This is a genomic window from Pseudoalteromonas sp. BSi20429 (genome assembly GCF_000238895.1).
In the GTDB taxonomy this organism is placed as follows: Bacteria; Pseudomonadota; Gammaproteobacteria; order Enterobacterales; family Alteromonadaceae; genus Pseudoalteromonas; species Pseudoalteromonas arctica.
Window position 1 is genome coordinate 72374 of record NZ_BADV01000081.1, and the last position, 18980, is coordinate 91353.

The following is an 18980-nucleotide window of genomic DNA, read 5'->3' on the forward strand; positions in this document are numbered from 1 at the left end:
ATATAAAATGTCTAATTTATTTTCATTAGAGGGCAAAATTGTCCTAATTACTGGCGCCAGCCGTGGTATTGGTAAAGCAATTGCAACAACATTAGTTGCACAAGGTGCAAAAGTTGCAGGTACTGCGACAAGTGAGTCGGGCGCTGCTAAAATCAGTGAATACCTAGGTGACAATGGTAAAGGTTATGCATTAAACGTAACCGATCCTGCATCTATTGAAGCAACACTTGCTGCAATAAAAGCTGATTTAGGCGATATTGACGTACTTGTAAATAACGCAGGTATTACACGCGATAACTTATTAATGCGTATGAAAGAAACTGAGTGGGACGATATTATCGACACTAATTTAAGCTCAGTTTTCCGTTTATCTAAAGCGGTACTTCGTCCAATGATGAAGAAAAAGAAAGGCCGTATTATTAACATTGGCTCAGTAGTGGGTACTATGGGTAATGCAGGTCAAGCTAATTATGCAGCGGCTAAAGCGGGTGTAATTGGTTTTTCTAAGTCACTTGCGCGCGAAGTTGCATCACGTGGTATTACAGTTAACGTAATCGCACCTGGTTTTATTCAAACAGACATGACTGATAATTTAACTGATGAGCAAAAAGCAGCAACACTTGCAAATGTTCCAGCAGGGCGTTTAGGCCAACCAGACGAAATTGCTGCTGCAGTATGTTATTTAGCATCTGACGCGGCTGCGTATGTATCAGGCGAAACTTTGCATGTAAATGGCGCGATGTACATGGTTTAATCGCCATTGTACCTAGATTACTACTTAATAAAGTTAAGTAAGTTACCTCAAAAACATTGAATTATTTGTGAACTTGCTTTAAACATACTTGAAATCGCTGCGAAAATAAGCGATAAAAGACAAAACACACACTCAGAGGTTTGACCAGACAATTATTTATGGTCAAATCATTGAATCAGAGAATTATGCGGCGTAAACTACGCCGCAATCTGAAAATAACGCATTGGCGTTTTTAATAAAGGAAAGAAGAATGAGCGATATCCAAGAACGCGTAAAGAAAATTATCATTGAACAACTAGGTGTTAAAGAAGAAGAAGTTAAAAATGAATCTTCTTTCGTAGATGACCTAGGTGCAGATTCTCTTGATACTGTTGAACTAGTAATGGCTCTTGAAGAAGAGTTTGATACTGAGATCCCAGATGAAGAAGCTGAGAAGATCACTACAGTACAAACTGCTATCGATTACGTTACAGCACACGCTGAGTAATTAATCGCACGTTAAAGGCAGCATCCGCTGCCTTTAATTTTTTATATCCAAACCACCTCAAAGTTCGTGATTCAAAACTTAAATCTCTATGCTCAATTTTAGCTAAAAATTAATTTTGATTGTGTTATGCGTTTTTAATCTATTTTGGGACTAGCACTTTGAGGTAGCTTGGGTATGATCATCCCCTTGTAAAATATCCCTTATTGGAGGCAAACCGTGGCTAAACGTCGAGTCGTCGTAACTGGCTTAGGAATGTTGACGCCGCTAGGTAATGATGTTCAATCAACCTGGCAAGGCTTATTAGATGGTAAAAGTGGCATTCAAACAATAACGCACTTTGATACATCAAAATTTGGTACTAAATTCGCTGGTTTAATAAATGATTTTGATGCAACTGCATACATGTCAGCGAAAGATACTAAAAAAATGGACTTGTTTATTCAGTACGGCATTGCAGCGGGTGTTCAAGCCTTTAAAGATTCAGGCCTTGAAATCACTGAGCAAAACGCAGCACGCATTGGTGTAGCTGTAGGCTCAGGTATTGGTGGGCTTACGTTAATTGAAGAAAACCACATTAAGCTATTAAACAGTGGTCCGCGCAAGTTATCGCCATTTTATGTGCCGTCTACCATTATTAATATGATCTCAGGTCATTTATCAATGATGCATGGACTTCGTGGTCCAAATATTTCAATTGTAACTGCCTGTACTACTGGTTTGCATAATATTGGCCATGCAGCGCGCATGATTGCCTACGGTGATGCAGATGCAATGGTTGCTGGCGGTGCAGAAAAAGCGTGTACCCCAATTGGTATGGGTGGCTTTAATGCTGCGCGTGCACTTTCAACCCGCAATGACGATCCACAAGCGGCTTCTCGCCCTTGGGATAAAGACCGCGATGGCTTTGTGCTTTCTGACGGCGCTGGTGTTGTTGTAGTTGAAGAGTACGAACATGCTAAAGCACGTGGCGCTAAAATTTATGCTGAGCTTGTAGGCTTTGGTATGAGTGGCGATGCGTACCACATGACTTCACCACCAGAAGATGGTGCGGGTGCTGCACTTGCAATGCAAAACGCACTAAACGATGCGCAAGTAAACGCTGAGCAAATTGGTTACATTAACGCACACGGTACATCTACAAATGCAGGCGACAAAGCAGAAACTGCCGCTGTTAAGTCTATTTTTGGTAATGCAGCTAAAGATGTAATGGTAGGCTCGTCTAAATCGATGATGGGTCACTTGTTAGGTGCTGCAGGTTCAGTTGAATCGATTATTTCGATTTTATCGCTGACAGATCAAAAAGTGTCGCCAACTATCAACCTTGATAACCCAGACGAAGGGTGTGACTTAGATTATATTGCTCACACTGCACGTGATGCAAAGTTAGACTTTGCACTGTGTAACTCGTTCGGTTTTGGTGGTACTAATGGCTCGTTGCTATTTAAAAAGGTATAATCTTTTTTAACAACGAATCAAATTATAAGAGCTCAGTTGTTTAACTGGGCTTTTTTTATATGCCAAACAAAATGCAAACAATAATAGCAGTAGATCAAAACAGCACTTTAAGCACGCGTGACAGGGGCTTAAATTACGGTGATGGCTTTTTTACAACCGCTAAGGTTGTTGATGGGCAAGTACAGTATTGGGCTCATCATAAAGCGCGTTTGATTGAATGCGCACAGCGTTTGGGTTTTCCTGAGTTAGACTTTAATAGCCTTGAAAATCAAATTGCTTTGCATATAAACGCTGCACCACTAAACGTGCTTAAAATACTTGTAACGCGAGGCGAAGGCGGACGTGGTTATGGGCTGCCAAGTGAGTGTAATGTCACTATTTTATTGAGTGTATTAGATTACCCTAGTAATTACGAATCGCTTGTTAAAAAGGGTGTACATCTCGAAATAAGCCCGATTAAATTAGCGGCACAGCCTTATTTAGCGGGCCTTAAAACATTAAACCGACTTGAACAAGTGCTAATTAAAAAAGCGATGCAAACGCAAAACTGCGATGATGTGTTAGTGCTTGACTACAACAACAATGTAATTGAAGCTTCAGCAGCTAATATTTTTGCGATTAAAAATAAGTGTGTGTTTACGCCATTGCTTGATGAGTGCGGAATAAAGGGCGTTTATCTACAATCGTTATGTGATAAATTGCCTGTTGAATTTAAACGCGTGAAAGTAGAAGATTTAACCCAAGCAGACGCCGTATTTGTGTGTAATAGCTTAATGGGAGCAATACCTGTTAAAAGTATTGAGCAACAGGTATTTAATACAGACGACAGCCACGCATTACTAACTAGATTATTAGCCAAGGAGGCTGAGTGTTAAAAGTTATTTTATCGGTACTTTTTTTAGCTGTTATAACCACTGCTATTGGTTACCAGCAATTACAAGCAACAATAAATAGCCCGCTAAAAGTAGCGCAAAACACACAATTTGAAGTTAAGCATGGCACTGGCTTTAATAAGTTATGTCAGCAGTGGCAAGCTAATAACTGGGTGGAAGGCTGCTGGCGTTATCAAGTAATTGCCAAATTAGATCCCACACTTACCGACTTAAAAGCGGGCCTTTACGAGCTAACAGCCGATAGCGTTATCAACAACGTAAAAAAAATTAACCAAGGCCAGCAAATCAACTTTAGTTTTACCATAATTGAAGGGCAAAACTTACGTGAAGTACTTAGTGCTATTAAAAAGGCCGATAATTTACAAAACGATTTAAAAAGTGATGAGCTAAGTACACAAATACTGGGTAATAATACACACTTAGAGGGCTGGTTATTTCCAGACACTTACCATTATCATAATAACGATACTGCAAGCAGTGTATTAAAACGTGCCGCGCAAAAAATGCAGCAAACGTTAGACGATGCTTGGCAGCAGCGCGCAGCTGATCTCCCTTACAAAACAGCATATGAAGCACTTATAATGGCTTCAATTATTGAAAAAGAAACAGGCCTTGCCAGCGAGCGTCCGTTAATTGCATCAGCGTTTGTTAATCGATTAAACACCAATATGCGCCTGCAAACCGATCCAACCGTAATATACGGATTAGGCGCTGATTTTGATGGCGATATTAAACGCAAAGATTTACGCGATTATACGCCTTACAATACGTATCGTATTAATGGTTTACCACCAACACCGATTGCAATGCCATCAAAAGCCGCTATTTTAGCTGCAGTTAATCCGCCACAAAGTGAATACGTTTACTTTGTATCAAAAGGCGATGGTAGCCACCAGTTTTCAACCACGTTAAAGCAGCATAACGCGGCAGTTAAAATGTATATATTAAATAAAAAGAATTAATTTTTATGAAATCAAAATTTATAGTAATAGAAGGGCTAGAAGGCGCGGGTAAATCAACCGCTATTTCGTTATGCCAAGACTTTTTAAACAAACAAAAAATAGACTTCATTAACGTCCGTGAACCTGGCGGTACACCATTGGCTGAATCGCTTCGTACGCTTGTAAAAGCAGAGCATGAAGAAGAAATTGCCTTTGAAACCGAGTTGCTTATTATGTACGCAGCTCGCTCACAGCTAATGCACAATGTTATTACCCCTGCGCTTGATAAAGGCCAGTGGGTACTTGCCGATCGTCATGATTTATCGTCTCAGGCGTATCAAGGTGGCGGGCGTGGTATTAGCTCAAATACATTAGCTTCACTTTCGTCAATGGTATTAAAGGGCTTAAAGCCTGATTTAACTATTTACCTTGATATTGATCCAGTGATAGGCCTTGAACGTGCAAAAGGACGTGGTGAGCTTGACCGTATTGAACAAGAAGCCATTGAGTTTTTTCAGCGTACACGTATGCGTTATGTTGAACTTGCTAATGACGACAACACAATTAAAACGGTTGATGCAAACCAAAGTATTGATAAAGTACATCGCGATATAACCAATGTACTGCATTCATTTTTTGAAGGCCTAAAATAATATGCCATTGCCGTGGCTACATGATACCCAAGCACGTTTAGCGCAAAGTTATCGTGCAGAACGTTTTCATCATGCGCAATTATTTTGTGGGCCTGTTGGCGTAGGTAAGTTTGAGTTAAGTGATGAGCTTGGTAATACTTTGTTATGCCAAAATATAGCTAAGCAGGTAGCTGCGCAAAACAGTATGCTAAAACCTTGCGGACAGTGTAAAAGCTGTTTACTTACTCTTGCGGGTACTCACCCCGACAAGCGCTTAACGCAAGTTGATGGGCAAAGCATAGGCGTAGATGATATACGCGGCATTAGTGATTTTATGAATCACTCAGCAGCGCAAAATGGTAATAAAGTAGCGATAATCGAAAATTGCGAAAAAATGACCACAGCAGCAGCTAACGCATTATTAAAAACACTTGAAGAGCCAACTAATAGCCGTTTTCTAATATTAACTACAAGCCAACCAGCACAGCTCCCTGCAACTATTTTAAGTCGATGCGCTAAAAGTGACGTAAAAATAACAAATACAGCCCTTGCTCAGCAATGGTTAGAGACATTAGATATTCCTAACTATAGTTGGTTAGCACTTTTTTATAACCAACCGCTGCAAGTAAAGCATTGGCAACAGCAAGACCAGCTAAAAAATATTGATACACTGTATAAGTTTGCAACTGAGTTTAAACAAAGCCATAATTTCAAAGCGTTAGTCGATATAATAAATAAACAGCCTGAGCTTGTTCGTATATTTACTTTATTTTTAAGCGTGCAACTAAAGCATCAATTGCTGCAAGGTATGAGTTTTGACGCTTATCAAAGTGCGCAAAATGCATTAGGCGAGTTTTTACAAAATAACACACAAGTACTTGGCCTTAATTTATCGCTTGCTGTATCACGATTAGCATACACATTGCGAAATTCTTAAAAGGATTAATCATGCAAGAACTACTAGTAGACATAGACGATTTAGACGAGTTATACCGTTGTTATATGCCTTACTTAAAAAAAGGTGGCTTATTTGTACGCACTAATATGCGTTACGAAGCAGGGCATTCATTAGCGCTTAGAGTTACTTTGCCCGATGCCTTAGAAGATGATGTAGTAACAGGTAAAGTGTCGTGGATCACGCCACAAGGTGCACAAAGCTCTAATCCTCCAGGTATTGGTATTAGCTTTTTAGATGATAAAACAAACCTAAACGCTAAAATCGAAAAGCTGCTTGGGACTATGTTAAACTCAGGCGATCAAACATATACCATGTAGTTATTGGGTCGGTTTTTCATTGAGATTAACGCCGCCCTATATTGGGTTCTTTTAATTACTAACATAATAAATTAAACGAACAAATTTAAACCCTGAACATAATACAGGCCTTATAGTGATTGTAGATTCTCATTGCCATTTAGATCGTCTTGATTTTGATAAATTAGACTTAAACCTTGACCAAGTTCTTGATAAAGCGCGTGCAAAGCAAATAGAGCACTTTTTATGTGTAAGCGTAACGCTTGATCAGTTTCCAAGCATGCTTGATAAAATTAAGCACTACGACGATGTTTCAGCCTCATGTGGTGTACATCCACTTGATCAAAAAGACGCCCTTAATAAACAGCAACTAATTGACCTAGCCTCACACGAAAAAGTCGTCGCTATTGGTGAAACGGGTCTTGATTACTACTATTCAAAAGATACTCACGCAGTGCAGCAAGCAAGTTTTGTTGGGCATATTGAAGTGGCTAACGAATTACAAAAACCGTTAATTATTCATACTCGTGACGCCCGCGCCGACACCATTAATTTAATGCGTGAGCACAAGGCCGAAAACTGCGGTGGTGTACTACATTGCTTTACTGAAGACTGGGATATGGCTAAAAAAGCCATAGACATGGGCTTTTATATATCTATTTCGGGCATTGTTACCTTTAAAAATGCTATTGAGCTAAAAGAAGTAGTAAAACAAATACCGCTTGATAGATTACTAATAGAAACAGACTCGCCTTATTTAGCACCAGTACCGTATCGTGGGCAAACAAATCAGCCAGCGTACGTAGAAGACGTTGCTTACTACATTAGCGAACTTAAAGGCATTAGCTTTAATGAACTGGCTAAAGCGACTACCGAAAACTTTTATTCTTTATTTAAATTAGCAGCTAAAGGCTAAATACATGATTACTCACACGGCAAACCTTCCTATTTTAATAATGGGGCCAATGGTGCGCCGTGCAGAGCAAACTGGAGTCTGTATTCAGTTTGCTACCTCCAAGCCTGCAAACTGCCAAATAAATTTATTAAATTTTGAGTGTTATAGCGATCAACACACTGTTTCTTTAGGGGAGCATTTATACCTGCATTTCGTTATTATAAAGCCAATAGACAACAAACTCCCTGTCGATAGCTTATTAAGCTATGAACTTGTAATTGACGATACAGCAATCGATTTATCGCCTTGGTGCTATAGCAATCAAACAACGCCTGCATTTGTAATTCCTAATAAACTGAGTGATATTTTGCATGGCTCGTGCCGTAATGCACATCATCCAGCAAAAGACAGCTTAGTGTCTGCAAGTCACTGGCAAAATACTCAGCGCGCTAATAATAATCAAGGCGCACAGTTATTATTACTAAGTGGTGATCAGGTTTATGCCGATGATGTAGCAGGCCCCATGTTATTAGCTATTCATCAGTTAATTAAAGCCTTAGGTATCTATAAAGAGCAACCACTTGCCATTGAGCTACCCGCCGACATAAATGAGCAACTTTATAATCGCCATTTATTTTTACCAAAAACGCCTTGGCAAAAACGCTCAAAGTTAGGTGTTGGCTACTGGCTAAAAAAAGATGAACCTCACTTTTCAAGTGTAAAAGCCTACAATCACCTTGTCCATTTTGAAGAATACATTGCACTTTATTTATTAAATTTTAGTGCTGCTGCTTGGCAATGCGTTGATATACAAAACACAACGTATTTAGGTCAAAGCGAGCAAAACAAAACTATTTTTAACGCTGAAAAAGCAGCACTGATTGATTATGCAAAAGGCTTAAGTGAAGTAGAGCGGTTGTTTGCCAATGTATCTACATTAATGATGTTTGACGATCACGATGTAACTGATGATTGGAACCTCACCGCTGGGTGGGAGCAAGCTATAAATGAAAATCCAAGTAGTAAACGAATCATTAATAACGGTTTAATTAGTTATTGGCTTTTCCAAGGAATGGGGAACGATGCACTAGATAAAACAGGCGAGCTACTAACACCTTTTAAGCAAAGCCGTACTGCTAATAATTTATGGCAGTTTAAAGCATTTGATAAACCACTAAACGATTTTAGCTTTTGGCATTACGAGTTAACGACAATACCTAAAGTAGTGGTGCTTGATACGCGCACGCACCGCTGGCGAAATGAGCAAAACTTTAATGAGCCGTCAGGTCTACTTGATTGGGAACGTCTCACAGAGCTTGAGGAAAGCCTATTAAGCCACGACCAAGTTATTATTGTATCGCCAGCTCCCGTGTTTGGTGTTAAATCAATAGAAGCCATTCAAGCCATGTTCAACATATGTGGCCAACCGCTCATGGTTGACGTAGAAAACTGGATGGCGCACGAAGGCTCAGCCAAAAAGCTACTCGATACTTTTAGACGAACCGACACCCCTAACGAAACGCTTATTTTATCGGGAGACGTACATTACTCATTTTGCTTTTCAGTGCAAAAGCGTTTTGGCGATCACCACAATCGAATTTGGCAACTTACCGCCAGTGGTATTAAAAACGAGTTCCCGCGTAAATTAATAAACATACTCGATAAGCTCGACTCAATTTTATACGGCCCAAAAAGTCCCTTAAACTTTTTTACTAAACGCTGGCATATGGAAGTAGATAAACACCAAACTAAAGGTGAAGGGCAAAAATACTTAGTAAGTGACTCAGCTATTAGTTTAATAACACTAGAGCAAGGAAATTTAGCCCGCTACCAACTCATACATGGTGAAGGGCATTTAACCGAGTTTGATTTAGAAGAACAGTAATTCTTAATCAATAATTAAATAAATTAAAGGCCTATTTGCACAAAGAGAAGCGAAAGAGGAGTGAATGAGAAGACACAATGCCAATCAGAATACAGTTTCGGTGTTTATTTTCTTCTCTTCTCTAAAAGCGCAGCGCCTCATACCCTCTTAGTGAATAAATTACTAATTACGGAGTAAGGTTGTTAAGAAAGCAGCGCTTAATTTATTTAAAATCAGCTAAAAACCTATTTGCACAAAGAGAAGCGAAAGAGGAGTAAATGAGAAGACATAATACTAATAAAAACTGCGTTTGGTTTTTATTTCCTTCTCTAAAAGCGCAGCGACTCTTAACCTCTTAGTGCATAAATTACTTATTACAGGCTTTGCTTGCCACGCCAACAAGTTAACCGTAAATTGAACCTTGGCGGTAGACGCTGAGCTTGCTCGCGTGAGAAGCGCAGCTTCTAATTACTTTGTATTAGGTAATTACTTAGCTTTGTATTTAACTGTGCTCTTTTCGACTTCGTTTAGACGCAGGTAATTTACTACTTAATATCGCCAAGCATAGAATAGTCATAAACAACATAGAGTTTGCACCCGCTTGTAAAGAGTAATCTACCAACGAATGCAGGAGCATATCTATAATTGCAATGGCGCAGCCAAAAGCAACGCCCTGAAACAACGCTGTTTTACGTTTTCGCATAGTCGCTATACATAACCATAAACAATAAAGTATAAGTGAGCCCAGTGCAGCTGTAGTGGGTATACCCAGCTCTACTGCAAACTGCACGTAATCGTTATGGGCGTTATCGTAGTAACCTGAATAAGGCTCAGACTGATACGCCGGGAACGCTGTATAAAACGTACCACCACCAGATCCTAACAAAGGCTTATCTAAAATGAGGGGTATTGAATCACGTACAACTTCGTCACGGGTTTCTGATGAAATACTGGTTTCGCTAATACGCTGTTTAACTTTTTCTACATCAAATATAGCGCCAATAATAATTAAATCGATTATAAAAAAACTAACTATAAGTAGCTTAAACGCTTTAGGTTTTTGCCTGTAAATAAAAAATGCGAGTAGGCTAACAACCATTAATGCAATAAAAAATGCAGAGTTACCCATTCGGCTACGCGTTAAAATTAACGCAACAATAATTATAATTAACGAAATACGTAAAATTATTTTTGAGCTTAAAAGTATTTCAGTCCACGCCCGAAGTGTTTGTTTTAATGTTTGTTTGTAATCGCTAGTAGAGCGTTTTAGCTCGCTAACTAAAACACCAATACCTAAGCACAAACATAAAGCTAAAAAGTTAGCTAAAAAGTTAGAGTAGGTAAATGTACCTATAGCACGTTCGGTATGTTTATAGCCAAATAGCGGGCTAATTATATCTGGCGATAGGTTTAAATAAGTGGCATACAAAGCTTGAAAAACGCCTGCACTTATAATTGCATATATTAAATTTTTAATACGCTTTTCAGTATTACAATAAATAAATAATAGCCAACAAAATAAAATCATAAAACTTGTTTTTATAAGCATTTGTTTTGTTTGAAACGGGTCAAGGCTAACGCTAAATATTTGTATAAAGCAAATTAAAACAACAGCACCAAGTGCAACAAATAACGGCCAGGAATACAAAGGAGGATATAGGGGCTGCTTATTATTTATAGCGCTATTAATTAAATGAACTAAAAAAGTGGCACCAATTAACAAACCAATAGCTAAAATAGCCCAAGGGCGGTAGCTACCTAAGGGAATAGGTAGTAAAAAAAGTATTGCGCATAGCAACAAAAATATAAAACGATTCAATGTAAACTCATAAAGTAAAAACGCAGCCATAGGCTGCGTTTGTATTATATTTTAGAAGAGTGTTTAGTTACCAACTTCAGATATACCAGCATCACCACCAGTACCACCAGTACCAGGCGGTACAGTAACTGTAGGTAAAACAACAACTGGAGGGGCTGCAACCGGAGTGCCATCAGTAGGACCCGCAGCAGTAGCTTCAGATGCAACGGTAGCATCTATACCAGCAGTGATTGCAGCAATAGTTACCGCATCACTATCAGCTCCAGCAGTTACTAAGGCTGCTAAAAAGTCAGAAATTAACGCATTATCTGCACCTAAAGAGGCAACAACCGCGTTAATTAATATATCAAGTTGTTCAGCAGAGCAGGTGGCGTTTGCAATAGGCGAATCAAGGTCCATAGGACCCATGTTTTGACAAAATTGCTCAATGGCAGCCACTAACTCTCTTTGTAATTCTTCTGGCGTAATATCATCAGGAGCATTATTCAAAATATTTAGTAAGTTAGTAAGGCTGTCAGATTGTACTACAACGTCAGAATCTGCTTGTGAGTAAACAGGTGAAATAGTAAAAGCCATTGCACCTATTAATAAACTCTTTAAAAAAATCGATTTCATCTTGTGTCCCTTTAAGTGAGTATCTAATTACAGAATTTTAGCGTGTCTGCGCAAAAAGTAAACTCTTTATTAACGTTATCACGGTTCTTACTTGTAAGTACTTTAGAAGGCTCCATAATTAAATTACCTTGTACACCATCACAGCCTAAGTTTTCAAGCATTTTTAATGTTTCGGGTTTTTCAATTAAGCATGCCAACACCTTAATACCAAAGCCATGACAAATATTATTAACAGTTTGAATAAAAAATTGGCTTTGAGAATTATCTAACAAGTCTTGAATATAACTGCCATCAATTTTTACATATTCAATATCAAGGCCTTGTAAATACCTAAACGACGTTAAGCTCGTTCCAAAGTGTTCTATACACACATTAATGCCAATATCTTTAATTGCATCTATATGTTTTGAGGCTATGTGTACATTATAAAGTAAACTAATTTCATGTAACTCAAATATAAGGTTAGTTTTAATAACAGGTTTAGTGTGGGCATAAAGAGTAAGCCATTGTATAAAATCAGCCGAATATAAAGACGCCTTACTTACGTTTAAAGCAAATACGTCATCAGGGTATTGTTCTTTAACGTTTACAAAGTTACGAATTATTTTTTTGTCTAACTCTTCGGTTAAATTAAGCTTTTCGGCCATAGCAAATAAATGGCCATTATTTACCTTTTCACCTTCATGGGTAAAGTGGGCAAAAGCCTCAAAGTAACACTGCTTATTTTGTGAGTTAGCGCGTTTAACTGGCTGCACCGAAAAGCTTACCTCACCAGAGTCAATAATCGACTGAATAAGTGTACGCCATTGTTTAACACTAAATAGCGTGTCTTTATCTATTTTGTTAGTTTCTATTGTATCGCCAATAGTACTACCCGTATCCAAAGCAGATAAAACACTACCAATAGACGAGCCTTTATTCACTTCTAATATTGCAAAATTAGCAAACCCATTAACGTGTAAGCTATTTTTTTGTTTACTAAAAGCATCGGTAATTTCTAAGCGAGTTCTATTTAAAAACTGCGTATCGTAAGGTATAAGGGCAATAAAAGTACTACCATTTAACCTAAATATTTTAGAGTTAGTAAGGTTACCAATAATTTTAGTAAGAATAACGCTCACATCTTTTACATGCGCGTCACCATCTTGATAGCTAACAGTTTGGTTTATATTAGTAAGTGAAGGTAGGGTAATCATCATTGCAGTAAGTGGCGCATCGGTGGTTATTGTATCAACAACCGAGCTAAAGTGATTTTCAAACAACTTTCGATTACCTAACCCTGTTAAAGAATCAATATAAACTTCTTCTGTTAAGGCTTGGGTTTGTTTAGTTAAAGAATCAAAAGTACTTTGTAAGTTAATAACCATATTATTTATAGCTTTGGTTACAGTGCGCAGCTCTCGTGCAACAGGTATTTCTTCGTTTAACGTAAAGCGCTTACGAGTAACAAGGTGAGCTTGATGTTCAACTGCTTTTAAAGGCTTAAATACTTCGCGTAATATTAAAAAGGCAACTGCAAGTGAGGCAATTAGTATTAAAAAAGAACCATAAAAGCTGCGTTTTGTATGCTCCCACAATGTAACGTAAGACTGCCCAGTATGGCTTGTAACCTCAAGTATACCCGCCATAATCCAACCATTATTTAGTTCCGACTGCATAGTGGGTGCTTTTAAACTACTTAAAGCAATAAACCAATTAGGCACAGATTCAACACGCTTAGGATTTTCCAGATCAAATACAACTTGGCTTTGTGAATTTGTAAATTTAATTTCTTTGTAGTAACCAGAATCAAAAATAGCAGTAGCCATTGTTTCAGCTATCACTAGGTTTTCTGGCTCCAAATAAGGCGAAATAGAAAGGCCTAAGCTGGTAGCAGTGTCTTGGGCATGGCTACCCATTTGGGTTTGTAAGTAATCGCGGGTGGTTTCAACATCTGTAACTACCCGAACCACAAATGAAACAACCGAAATAACGATTATTAAACCATAAACTTGGGTTTTAAGGCTCAATCCATTTTTAAAAAGTCGAGACATAACTGATAGTTCCTTTAATGTTACTTTTAATGGGAGCAAGCTCACCTTGTTCAATTCGCTCTAGCATAGTATTCCAAGCCGACACACCACGGCTATTTTTTACTTTATTGCCTAACCCTTTCGATTTAGCTAACCAAAGCCCTTGACCATTAAAACTGTAAATAGGCGTTAAATCGGGGCGTTTATTAGCGGGCAGCAGTTTAGTATTAAAGTTACCTAAAACAAAGGGAATTCTGTTTGGATCTTCTATATATATAAGTACCATGTGGGGTTGGTTTACTGTGCGCTGTCGTACATACATTAAACGAATTTTATCCTCAGGAACACCTAGCGCTATTAACGTAAAGTATTTAGCAATAACGTAATCTTCGCAATCGCCCATACCAACGCCTAAACTCTCTAGTGGGGTAGCCCAGTAATCTTTTTGCTGCCAAAGATCTTCATCGCTTTTATATTTAATGTGTTTATTAAAAAAATCGTTAACAAGGTGAATTTTTTTCCATTCGCTTTCATCAGCCGAGTCATCAATAAAGTTAAGCCAATCTTTAATTCGTTTATGACCTTCGTTGCCATACTGTTGCTGTGCACGGGTAATAATATCGCTATTACGCAAATACAAAAGCATATCTTGTGCGCATACAAAAAACGACACAATAAATAAAATGCAAAGCCCTAAGCGCACAAATGTTCCTTAAGTTGGTAATCCCTAATAAACGACATTAACCAGTATAGTATTATTACTTTTAAAAAGGTAGATCATCATAAAGAATGGGATGCCCCAACATGACTCAACCCGACCAGTTTGGTGCAACATAAAATTAACAAAAAAACAACCTAAAAGGATGTTTTATTTATTGAGTCAAATATTATGGCGTGTATAATAATCCTAACACAAGGTATGTGAAGCACGTTATATGGAAGTAAACTTTAGTTTCTTCTTTATATATTTACAAAATAATAATGAAAGGAATTAAAGTGAAAGTTTTAAAAGCCGTATTACCTGTAGCTGGCCTTGGAACGCGTATGTTACCAGCCACTAAAGCCATTCCAAAAGAAATGCTGCCTCTGGTAGACAAACCACTTATTCAATACGTAGTTAACGAAGCCGTACAAGCAGGTATTAAAGAAATAATACTTGTTACTCACGCTTCAAAAAACTCAATCGAAAACCATTTTGATACTAGCTTTGAGCTAGAAGCCACACTAGAAGCACGTGTAAAGCGTAGCCTACTAGAAGAAGTGCGCTCAATAGTACCAAAAGACGTAACCGTAATTTCGGTTCGTCAATCTGCGCCTTTAGGCCTTGGCCACGCAGTACTTGCCGCCAAACCAATAGTAGGCAACAACCCTTTTGCAGTAATGTTACCTGACGTAATTATTGATAAATACAAATCAAATCCAAAAACCGATAATTTAAGTCAAATGATCGACCGATTCGACAAAACAGGCCACAACCAAGTAATGGTAGAGCCAGTGCCAAAAGAACAAGTACATCAATATGGTGTGGTTGACCTAGCAGGTATAAAAATTAACGCGGGCGAAAATGCAATAATTAAAAACATGGTAGAAAAACCAAATACCGATGAGGCCCCAAGCAACCTAGCTATTACAGGCCGTTATGTTGTATCGCCTACTATTTGGGATTTACTAGAGTACACACCTCCTGGTGCCGGTGGCGAAATACAACTTACCGATGCATTACTGCAATTACGCCACCTAGAAACACTCGAAGCATACCACTTAAAAGGCCAGTCGCACGATTGTGGTTCTAAGTTGGGCTATATGCTTGCCAACGTAGAATATGCAATGCAATCAAGCCATATGGGTGAAGAGTTTACTAAAGCAGTTAAAAAACTAGTTTCGTAACTTACTTGTATAAACCATAACCAAATTTAATTTGTATTTAACGGTAATATTTAAAAGCCAAAATAGCAGTGCCTGAAATTAAATAAATAAAGTAAATTTAAAGGATTCTTACAAATGAAATATCTTGTAACTGGTGCCGCAGGTTTTATCGGTAACTTTGTGGCTGAACGCTTATGTAACGATGGCCACGAAGTAATAGGCCTAGATAACCTAAACGATTATTACGATCCAGCATTAAAACATGCAAGACTTGAGCGTATTAAACACCTTGCGCAATTTCGTTTTGTAAAAATGGATTTAGCCGACAGAGACGGCATAGAAAATTTATTTAAAGATGAAAAGTTTGACCGCGTAATACACCTAGCAGCACAAGCTGGCGTGCGTTACTCGATAGAAAACCCAATGGCATACATTGACTCTAATTTAGTGGGCACTGCTACTATTTTAGAAGGGTGTCGGCATAATAAAGTACAGCATTTAGTATATGCATCATCAAGCTCTGTTTATGGTATGAACGAAAAAATGCCATTTTCGACTGACGATGCGGTAGATCACCCGGTATCGCTGTATGCAGCAACTAAAAAATCAAATGAGTTGATGGCGCATAGCTATAGCCACCTATACGACCTGCCAACAACAGGGTTACGCTTTTTTACAGTGTATGGCCCTTGGGGTCGCCCAGATATGGCCCCGTACTTATTTACCGATGCCATATTAAATAATCGTGAAATTAAAGTATTTAATAACGGAAAAATGAAACGCGACTTTACCTACATAGACGACATTGTAGAGGGCATTATTCGCATTCAAGACGTAGTTCCAAAAAGGGACCAGTCAAATAGCAATACCTCGCCAGAGTCAAGTAAAGCACCATACCGTGTATTCAATATTGGTAATAACGAACCCATAGCATTAATGACCTTTATTGAATCAATCGAAAAAGCGGCAGGTAAAATAGCCGACAAAAATTACATGCCAATGCAAGCAGGCGACGTACCTGCAACATTTGCAGATATAGATAGCTTACAAAAAGAAGTTGGCTTTAAACCTAACACAAACATTGAATATGGTATGCAACAGTTTGTTGATTGGTACCGGAGTTATAACTCTGGGAAGTAATCATGAAATGTATATTTATTGGTGGGGCAGATAGAAGCGGTACAACAATGCTCGCTTCGCTGCTTTCTAAAATTGAAAAAAGTGTCGTTACTCCTGAGTCTTTATTTAAAAATGAAGTTTTAGCTGAACAACCCTTTTGTACAAAAATATACTGTGATTTACTAGAAAATAACGAGCGGTTTAAAGTTTGGGGTCTTAACATCGAACCCTTAAGAGATAAAAAACACCGTTCGTTTGAAGAATTCTACAAAGACCTAGTTAGTTTGTATTGTGGGAAAAATGATGTTTTATTCTGGATTGATCACTCACCGAATAATTTAGTTTATTCTAAGTGGCTAAATGATATTTTTAGTGAGTGCTACTTCATACATATTGTACGTGATGGGCGTGCTGTTGCCCACTCACAGATACCACTTGAATGGGGCTCAAATACCTATTTAGATGCATCTAGAGCTTGGAACAACAAAATTTTATATGGGTTTATTACTCAAGCATTATTTCCTAATAAAACTCTTTTAGTAAAGTATGAAGACTTACTCCATAACGAAGTAAATGAAATAAATAGAATTATAAGTTTTTTAAATAATCCCAACATAATAAAATTAAATAGTGTCAAAAATGAATTTTTACCTGAATTTACTAAGTCTCAACATACTTTAGTCGGGAAAGCACCTGATGCTAGCCGAGCAAGTGCATGGAAGGGTAAAATGACAAAACAAAACATAGCAGACTTTCAATACTACGCTAAAGATACTTTAAATTTACTTGATTATAAATTAATAGAAACTGATGGTTTTAAAGTAACTAAATTACACTTAATTAAAGAGTATTTAAAAGAAATCTGGTTTAAAAAGTTTGTTAACCCAAAAAAATATACAGATAAAAGAAAAAAATGACATTAAAAAATAAAATTGTTAGTGGCTCCTTGTGGAGTTTTATAGGTAATGTTTCATTCCAATTATCTGGGTTAGTAATATTCATAATTCTATCACGTATTTTATCTCCTGTTGATTTTGGTACTGCAGCATTAGCCATCGTTTTTGTTGAGCTAACAAACACAATTGTTAGGTACGGATTAGTAGAAGTAGTTGTACGCAATAAAAATAACTCAAATGTAGAGAATAGTATTTTCTTCGCCACTTTATTAATTGGAATAGCTTCGTCTCTATTTTTTATTATTGCATCTCCTTATTTAGAAGTACTATTTGACGCACCAGGACTTGCACTATCACTACAAATACTCTCAATTATACCTATAATGCAGGCTTTAACGACAGTACCAGAAGGGTTACTTAAACGTGATTTTAAATTTAAAGCACTTGCTATAAGATTATTATTTTCGTCATTATTTTCCGGTGCTGTAGCTATTTACCTTGCATATGCAAGTTATGGTTTTTACAGCTTAATAATTCAGAAGATCATATCTATTTTCTTATCATTATTACTAGTGTGGAAAGCGATAAAGTGGAGACCAAAATTTAAAATATCCTCAAATGATATTTTAAGTATTCTAAAGCAAGGTCAACCCATATTATTAAGTTCGCTGGTTGGGCAGGGTATATTTAGATTTGTTGAACTTATCATAGGTTTTTTTCTAGGAGTCGTTGTATTAGGTTACTTTAAAATTGCAGGTAAATTGCTCGACGTTATTGTGCAATTTACAATAAGACCAATTGTAGATGTCTCTTTTTCAGCTTTTTCTACCTTACAAAGCGATAGTAGTGAGTTAGAAGCTTGTTTTATTAAATTTGTTACTACAACTGCATTATTTTCGTTACCTATATTTATTGGTGGTTTTATTATTGGTGACGAAATGGTGTACTTAGTTTTTGGCGATAAATGGTCTGAAAGTGGAGTGATATTTTCTATATTATGTTTAAGTGGCTTTAGTGCATCATTTAATTATTTTTTTGCACCACTCTGTCACGCAACTCATAATTCAAATATCCCATTTAAGTTAAGAGTTGTAGAATTTATTATTACGATCTCCGTTGTTAGTTTTTTTGCTCAATACTCAATTTTTCATGTGGTTTTTTCTAATGTTGTTATTGCAAGTATTTTAACTACGAGTATGTTATTTATCTTAGGAAGTAAATTTTCTTTTTCTATTAAATCCATGATAATAAGTTTATTACCAACGATAGTGTCTTCTTTCGTTATGGGAGGAGTATTATACCTTGTAGACTATTTTATTTTATTTGAAGAGCAAGCGTTAGTTAAAGTGGTTTTAATTATTCCAATGGGACTGTTGTTTTATTTTGTATTTTACAGGCTTTTATTCCCTGAAGTAGTGTTGGAAATAATAGATAATATTAAAAATTTAAAGAATAAAAAATAGTTTTTTACTAATGCT

18 protein-coding genes are annotated in these 18980 nt (G+C 37.3%); 14 read left to right on the top strand and 4 right to left on the bottom strand.

The features are described 5' to 3' along the window. The first annotated feature begins 7 nt into the window (after positions 1-7). The 10 genes from fabG (at position 8) to P20429_RS03965 (ending at position 9196) form a co-directional block, all read left to right on the top strand. Entirely contained in the window at positions 8-754 is a 747-nt protein-coding gene (gene fabG / locus P20429_RS04010) for a 3-oxoacyl-ACP reductase FabG (RefSeq protein ID WP_007585730.1), read from the top strand. 250 nt (positions 755-1004) lie between these two features. Then, positions 1005-1241, top strand: a complete 237-nt coding sequence (gene acpP, locus P20429_RS04005) for an acyl carrier protein (protein ID WP_002962377.1) — start codon at positions 1005-1007, stop codon at positions 1239-1241. 216 nt (positions 1242-1457) lie between these two features. Next, positions 1458-2696: a beta-ketoacyl-ACP synthase II gene (gene fabF / locus P20429_RS04000; protein ID WP_007585731.1), complete on the top strand. Its 1239-nt coding sequence runs from the start codon at positions 1458-1460 to the stop codon at positions 2694-2696. A 59-nt stretch (positions 2697-2755) separates the two neighbouring features. Beyond that, entirely contained in the window at positions 2756-3571 is an 816-nt protein-coding gene (gene pabC, locus P20429_RS03995; RefSeq protein ID WP_007585733.1) for an aminodeoxychorismate lyase, read from the top strand. Further along, on the top strand, positions 3565-4551 hold the full coding sequence (gene mltG / locus P20429_RS03990) for an endolytic transglycosylase MltG (RefSeq protein WP_007585734.1): 987 nt from the start codon (positions 3565-3567) through the stop codon (positions 4549-4551). Before pabC ends, mltG begins: the two co-directional genes overlap by 7 nt. 5 nt (positions 4552-4556) lie before the next feature. After that, a complete protein-coding gene (gene tmk / locus P20429_RS03985; protein ID WP_007585737.1) occupies positions 4557-5183 on the top strand; it encodes a dTMP kinase in 627 nt (208 codons plus the stop codon). Between the two features lies 1 nt (position 5184). Continuing rightward, positions 5185-6099, top strand: coding sequence for a DNA polymerase III subunit (locus tag P20429_RS03980; RefSeq protein ID WP_007585739.1), 915 nt, complete (start codon positions 5185-5187; stop codon positions 6097-6099). An 11-nt stretch (positions 6100-6110) separates the two neighbouring features. Beyond that, positions 6111-6437, top strand: a complete 327-nt coding sequence (locus P20429_RS03975) for a PilZ domain-containing protein (protein ID WP_002962367.1) — start codon at positions 6111-6113, stop codon at positions 6435-6437. Positions 6438-6552: 115 nt separating this feature from the next. Further along, positions 6553-7332, top strand: a complete 780-nt coding sequence (locus P20429_RS03970) for a TatD family hydrolase (protein WP_007585741.1) — start codon at positions 6553-6555, stop codon at positions 7330-7332. 4 nt (positions 7333-7336) lie between these two features. Then, positions 7337-9196, top strand: a complete 1860-nt coding sequence (locus P20429_RS03965; protein ID WP_007585743.1) for an alkaline phosphatase D family protein — start codon at positions 7337-7339, stop codon at positions 9194-9196. Between the two features lie 481 nt (positions 9197-9677). On the opposite strand, the gene P20429_RS03960 is transcribed toward P20429_RS03965, so the two are convergent. The 4 genes from P20429_RS03960 to P20429_RS03945 are packed head-to-tail and all read right to left on the bottom strand — an operon-like array spanning position 9678 to position 14324. After that, entirely contained in the window at positions 9678-11024 is a 1347-nt protein-coding gene (locus P20429_RS03960; protein WP_007585754.1) for an O-antigen ligase, read from the bottom strand. A 33-nt stretch (positions 11025-11057) separates the two neighbouring features. After that, positions 11058-11609, bottom strand: a complete 552-nt coding sequence (locus tag P20429_RS03955) for a hypothetical protein (RefSeq protein WP_007585756.1) — start codon at positions 11607-11609, stop codon at positions 11058-11060. A gap of 23 nt (positions 11610-11632) precedes the next feature. Then, positions 11633-13642, bottom strand: a complete 2010-nt coding sequence (locus P20429_RS03950) for an EAL domain-containing protein (RefSeq protein ID WP_007585758.1) — start codon at positions 13640-13642, stop codon at positions 11633-11635. Continuing rightward, positions 13626-14324 (bottom strand): transglutaminase-like cysteine peptidase, encoded by a 699-nt coding sequence (locus P20429_RS03945; RefSeq protein ID WP_007585759.1) that lies wholly within the window; start codon positions 14322-14324, stop codon positions 13626-13628. The genes P20429_RS03950 and P20429_RS03945 overlap by 17 nt, the downstream gene beginning before the upstream one ends. Positions 14325-14617: 293 nt before the next feature. On the opposite strand from P20429_RS03945, the gene galU reads away from it, so the two are divergent. From galU to P20429_RS03925, 4 genes are all read left to right on the top strand, one after another. Further along, positions 14618-15508 carry a UTP--glucose-1-phosphate uridylyltransferase GalU gene (galU, locus tag P20429_RS03940; protein ID WP_007585761.1) on the top strand — a complete coding sequence of 297 codons (891 nt, stop codon included), beginning with the start codon at positions 14618-14620 and terminating at the stop codon, positions 15506-15508. A 114-nt stretch (positions 15509-15622) separates the two neighbouring features. Beyond that, positions 15623-16627, top strand: coding sequence for an NAD-dependent epimerase (locus P20429_RS03935; RefSeq protein ID WP_007585763.1), 1005 nt, complete (start codon positions 15623-15625; stop codon positions 16625-16627). Positions 16628-16629: 2 nt separating this feature from the next. After that, positions 16630-17523 carry a sulfotransferase gene (locus tag P20429_RS03930; RefSeq protein WP_007585765.1) on the top strand — a complete coding sequence of 298 codons (894 nt, stop codon included), beginning with the start codon at positions 16630-16632 and terminating at the stop codon, positions 17521-17523. Beyond that, the gene (locus P20429_RS03925; RefSeq protein ID WP_007585767.1) at positions 17520-18965 is read left to right on the top strand and encodes a lipopolysaccharide biosynthesis protein; all 1446 of its coding nucleotides are present in this window, start codon (positions 17520-17522) and stop codon (positions 18963-18965) included. Before P20429_RS03930 ends, P20429_RS03925 begins: the two co-directional genes overlap by 4 nt. Positions 18966-18980: the final 15 nt, after the last annotated feature.

Coding starts and splice junctions, on each gene's coding strand:
- fabG (WP_007585730.1), top strand. CDS start 8: ATGTCTAATTTATTTTCATTAGAGGGCAAAATTGTCCTAATTACTGGC.
- P20429_RS03930 (WP_007585765.1), top strand. CDS start 16,630: ATGAAATGTATATTTATTGGTGGGGCAGATAGAAGCGGTACAACAATG.
- tmk (WP_007585737.1), top strand. CDS start 4,557: ATGAAATCAAAATTTATAGTAATAGAAGGGCTAGAAGGCGCGGGTAAA.
- P20429_RS03975 (WP_002962367.1), top strand. CDS start 6,111: ATGCAAGAACTACTAGTAGACATAGACGATTTAGACGAGTTATACCGT.
- P20429_RS03955 (WP_007585756.1), bottom strand. CDS start 11,609: ATGAAATCGATTTTTTTAAAGAGTTTATTAATAGGTGCAATGGCTTTT.
- P20429_RS03950 (WP_007585758.1), bottom strand. CDS start 13,642: ATGTCTCGACTTTTTAAAAATGGATTGAGCCTTAAAACCCAAGTTTAT.
- acpP (WP_002962377.1), top strand. CDS start 1,005: ATGAGCGATATCCAAGAACGCGTAAAGAAAATTATCATTGAACAACTA.
- pabC (WP_007585733.1), top strand. CDS start 2,756: ATGCCAAACAAAATGCAAACAATAATAGCAGTAGATCAAAACAGCACT.
- P20429_RS03925 (WP_007585767.1), top strand. CDS start 17,520: ATGACATTAAAAAATAAAATTGTTAGTGGCTCCTTGTGGAGTTTTATA.
- P20429_RS03980 (WP_007585739.1), top strand. CDS start 5,185: ATGCCATTGCCGTGGCTACATGATACCCAAGCACGTTTAGCGCAAAGT.
- P20429_RS03965 (WP_007585743.1), top strand. CDS start 7,337: ATGATTACTCACACGGCAAACCTTCCTATTTTAATAATGGGGCCAATG.
- P20429_RS03935 (WP_007585763.1), top strand. CDS start 15,623: ATGAAATATCTTGTAACTGGTGCCGCAGGTTTTATCGGTAACTTTGTG.
- P20429_RS03960 (WP_007585754.1), bottom strand. CDS start 11,024: ATGGCTGCGTTTTTACTTTATGAGTTTACATTGAATCGTTTTATATTT.